Raw genomic sequence first — 4326 nt, forward strand, 5'->3', positions numbered from 1 at the left:
CCGTCCCGGTGCGACTCCTGAGACGAACGAAGTCCCGAGACACCCGTGCAGGGTGTCTCGGGACTTCGAGGTCAGTGTCCGAGGGGCGACACGCCACATACGCACACGGTTACGGCGGATAGGCACGGGCGTCGACGGCCTCGCCGCCTTGGGGCCGAGAGACGAGGCACAAGGCGGCAGTCTCCACAGCAGCCCGGGTCTTGTCGACGGTCTCCGGGGAGTCGAAAGTTGACCCCGGCCGGTTCGTGCGTTCGGCGAGGGCATCGGGTCCGCGACCGTTGACGTGCAGCCATTCGAACGGGGTCCACGTCCACACGGCAGAGGGCTGCTCTCGATGAGCGAATACCAGTACTACGAGTTCGTGGCGATCGACCAGCCGCTGTCCGCTGGCGAGCAGGCTGAGCTGCGTGCCATCTCGACGCGGGCCCTGATCACGCCGACCAGCTTCGTCAACCACTACGAGTGGGGTGACCTGAAGGCCGATCCGCGCCGGCTGGTCGAGCGCTACTTCGACGCGTTTCTGTACCTGGCCAACTGGGGGACGCACCGGCTGATGTTCCGACTGCCCACCGAGGTGCTCGGCCCCTCTGCCACGGCCGTGGCGGAGCAGTACCTGGTCGGCGACTGCTCGGCCGCATGGACGACCGGCGGGTACGTCGTCATCGACCTGTTCGCCGAGGACGAAGGCGGTGAGTACGACGAGGAGTGGCTGGACGCCTCCGGCCCGCTGGCCTCGATCGTCCCGGTCCGTGCCGAGGTGATGGCCGGGGACTTCCGGCTGCTCTACCTGGCCTGGCTGCTCGCCGTCCAGAATCGCGAGGTCGACGAGGACGCAGTGGAACCCCCCGTTCCCGCCGGCCTCGCTCAGTTGAGCGCAGCCCTCCGTTCGGTAGCCGAGTACTTGCGCATCGACCTGGATCTGGTCGCCGTCGCAGCAGAGCGCAGCGCGCCACTCAATGCCGACGACACGCTCACTGAGCTGCCCGGCTGGTTGGCGCAGCTACCGGCGGAGAGCAAGGACGCACTTCTACTGCGGGTCGCCAGAGGCGACGGGGCAAGGGTCCGCGCCGAGCTGTTGGCCGGCTGTCGGCGGGCGGCCGGGCCGGTCGAGAGCGGCGACGGCTCCGGTCGGTGCGCGGAGTATCTGCTGACGAAGGCCCGGCAGCTCCGGGAAGACCGGCAGCGTGTGGGCAGGGAGCACTCCCAGCGACGGGCGGAGGAGCGCCGTCGCGCCGCTGAGCGAGCCCGCGAGAACCATCTGAGCGAACTCGCGGGGCGGCAGGGTCAGGCCTGGCGTGACGTCGTCGAGCTCGTCGAGCGACGTACGGCGGCCGACTACGACGCGGCGGCTGGACTGCTCTACGAACTGGCTGAGGTCTGCCGTCGCGAGGGTACGAGCGAGGCGTTCGCCGACCGGGTCCAGCGGCTGCGCCAGGAGCAGCGCCGCAAGATCTCATTCATCCAGCGGCTCGACCGCCTCGGCATGGTGTGACCCGACGCCGCATACCTCCGCGGCTCGGCCGTGTTGCTGGTCACGGCCTGGCCTGGGCGGCTGCTCACCTGACGAGGCGGCGCGGGTCCGGAAAGCCGAGGCTGACGTAGCCTGGGGCGCGCTTGGCCAGTGACGAAGCGAGGACGCCGGTCGCGACGTCGTGGTAGTCGTGGACCTCGGCGGTGGTCTTGCCGGGGAACGGGCGAAGGATGCGGCCGGCGTACTGCACCAGGCGGCCCTTGAAGGCGACCGGTGCGGCTAGGAAGAGGGTGTCGAGCGCCGGGCAGTCGAAGCCCTCGCCGACGTACGGGCCGGTGGCGACGACGAGTAGTGGCGGCCCGTCCGGCCGCGGCTCGAGACGAGCGAGGGCGGCAGCCCGCGACTTCACGCCCATTCCACCGCGCAGCACCACGGGTTCGTGTCCTCGCTCGACGAGCGCGGCAACCAGATGGTCCAGGTGCCCGGTCCACTGGGTGAGCACCAGGCAGTGCCGGCCCTGCGCCAGAGCGGCAACTACATCGTCGGTGATCTGGCCGGTACGAGCGCCGTCGGCGACCAGGTCCCGGTAGATAGCGGAGATGCCGCCGGGGGCAGAAGGTTCGGCGTCGCCGGTGTAACGGTAGTCCGTGGGGTGGACATGCAGGACCGGTTCCGGTGTCTGTGCGTCTGGAGAGCGGCTGCCCAGAGTGCCGACGCGCGGCTGGACGACGGTATGGCGGACCGGGCCGAGCTGCAGGGCGATGAGGTCGTCGAGCTGGTCGCGCCGGTACGGCGTGGCGGTCAGCCCGAGCCAGCGGCGGGCAGGGATCTGCCGGACAGCCTGCTCGAAGGCGGCAGCGGGCACGTGGTGACACTCGTCGACAACCACCAGCCCGTAGTCGCTGGTCCAGCCGACGACGTCGTCGCTACGGGCAAGGGTCTGCAGGGTGGCGACGTCGATGACACCGGTGGTCTTGCCGCGTCCGCCGCCGCGCTGACCGGCCTTCACGCCGAGCAGTTCGCCGATGCGGGCGCGCCACTGGTCGGCGAGGGCTTTGCGGTCGACGAGCACGAGTGTGGGGACCGCGTGGTGAGCGATCAGCGCGCAGGCCATGACCGTCTTGCCGGCTCCGGGCGGGGCGACCAGCACGCCGGCTTCTTGGTCGGCGAGGGCTTTGAAGGCTTGCTGTTGCTCCGGGTCGAGTTCTGCGGCGAACTCGAAGGTCTGCGTGTCGCCGGCGGTCCGTTCGTCGCTGAGCTCCAGGCGGCTGCCGGCCTGTTCCACGAGGGCTGCGAGCCGGTCCTGCAACCCGCGCGGCAGGAGGAGGTCGCCGGTGAGCGTCTCGTCGTAGTTGCGCAGGAAGCGCGGGGTGTCCCAGGTGGAGGCACGGCGCCGTTGCCGCTCGTATAAGACCGGGTTGGGCATCGACGCCGCGTGCTTCAGTGTGGCGAGCAGCGCTGGGGGCAGAGCTGCGGCTTCGACCGTGATTCTGGCACCGAGTCGGGCGTGCACCACGGCTGGCGGCTGCACCGCGATCTTCGTGGAGGTGGGGGAGCGGAGCCGGTTCACCTCCGCGCCGACGGCGACCTGGCCGAGCCGCTGCGCGAGCCGGTTGACCTCCTTCGGGGTGAGCCGGTCGAGGCTGGACAGGTAGGTCCACTGGTCCTCGTGCGGCTCCATGGTGGCCAGGTCGAGGAACACGGTGGCGCCGCGGCGGCGGGCGCGACCCTGCAGGGGCGCCGCGATGAGATTGCCGAGGCCGCCGATCTGGACGACGTCCTGGGAGGGGAAGAGCCGGTCATAGCTGGTCAGGTCCATCCGCCCGCGTACGGCGATCGCCTCGCGCAGTAGACCGGTGCCGACCTGGCGGGCGGTGGCCGCGGGGACGGGTGTGGTGAAGAACAGCCAGACATGGGCGCCGAGACCTGAGCGGGACACCTCCAGCGCCGCGGATGTGCCGACCGTGCGGGCGGCCTTGAGGTAGGCGAGCGCATCCAGCATGGCGGCGGGGCCGTCGAAGTCGGCGGCCAGCCACTGGCAGCGGTCGCCGTCCAGCAGCGGATACAGGCCCAGCTCCAACTCGCCAGACAGGTGCGCAGTGATGACCTCGTCTGTCAGCGGCAGGTACTCCGGTCCGCGGCCGGCACGCGCTTGCGCCAGCCGCCGCGAACCGCGGGCACCCAGCCTCCCCGGCCGGTGCGGGCGTTCTCCCACCGCAGCGCGTACACGTCGGTCCGGGCGGCGAACAGGCTGGCGAAGAACGCGACCTTCGCCGCCGGCGTGGAACCGGCGTGCGCCGGTCCCGGCTGGCCGTCGAAGACGCCGGTCTGCACGGGGCCGGGTGGGCGTGCCTGTTGCGGCGTCAACTCCAGCAGGCGCAGCAGCCGGACGTTCTCCGCCCGGAGCCGGTTCACATCCTCGCGCAGCGCCGACAGCTCGTCGTCCAGACCGATCAACGGCAGCGTGCCCTGATCAGCGGACCCGGACGGAATCGGCACGACTCCATACTGTCCCGGGAACGCGACCGCGCGGCAGTGCCCGCAGCCGCCAGATGCCGCGGACGGGTCAGTACCTGGTCGTAACCGGGTTCTCCCTGTCGATGGAGGCATGGGCCGTAAATCGTTGTCTTACACTGTCGCCGTGGGGCTGCACTGGGCGGACGAAGACGTCGCCTACATCCGGTCCCGCTCGAGTCGGTACGCGGGTGCGCTCGACATTGAGCCGGCCTGGACGGTGGAGGTGATGGCCGATGCACGGCTCGTCGAACTCTCGCCGTACCCGACGTCTCGGGTTGGCGCGACCGGCTTCATCGGATATTCGCCGTCCGCCGGCAAGGTGATCGTCGTCATCGCCT

4 protein-coding genes are annotated in these 4326 nt (G+C 70.4%); 2 read left to right on the forward strand and 2 right to left on the reverse strand.

Going from position 1 to position 4326, the window contains the following annotated elements; translation table 11 throughout:
- Window positions 1-334 precede the first annotated feature (334 nt).
- Complete coding sequence (locus VK640_11580; protein HTE73823.1) at window positions 335-1492, forward strand: hypothetical protein; 1158 nt, start codon at window positions 335-337, stop codon at window positions 1490-1492.
- 64 nt (window positions 1493-1556) lie between these two features.
- Here VK640_11580 and VK640_11585 read toward each other — a convergent pair whose 3' ends face one another.
- On the reverse strand, window positions 1557-3686 hold the full coding sequence (locus VK640_11585) for a DEAD/DEAH box helicase family protein (GenBank protein HTE73824.1): 2130 nt from the start codon (window positions 3684-3686) through the stop codon (window positions 1557-1559).
- Complete coding sequence (locus tag VK640_11590) at window positions 3587-3970, reverse strand: hypothetical protein (GenBank protein HTE73825.1); 384 nt, start codon at window positions 3968-3970, stop codon at window positions 3587-3589. The genes VK640_11585 and VK640_11590 overlap by 100 nt, the downstream gene beginning before the upstream one ends.
- Window positions 3971-4112: 142 nt before the next feature.
- On the opposite strand from VK640_11590, the gene VK640_11595 reads away from it, so the two are divergent.
- On the forward strand, window positions 4113-4326 hold a 214-nt coding region (locus tag VK640_11595; protein ID HTE73826.1), incomplete at its 3' end, for a hypothetical protein.

The sequence above is a fragment of the Actinomycetes bacterium genome (assembly GCA_035489715.1).
Classification (GTDB): domain Bacteria; phylum Actinomycetota; class Actinomycetes; order JACCUZ01; family JACCUZ01; genus DATHAP01.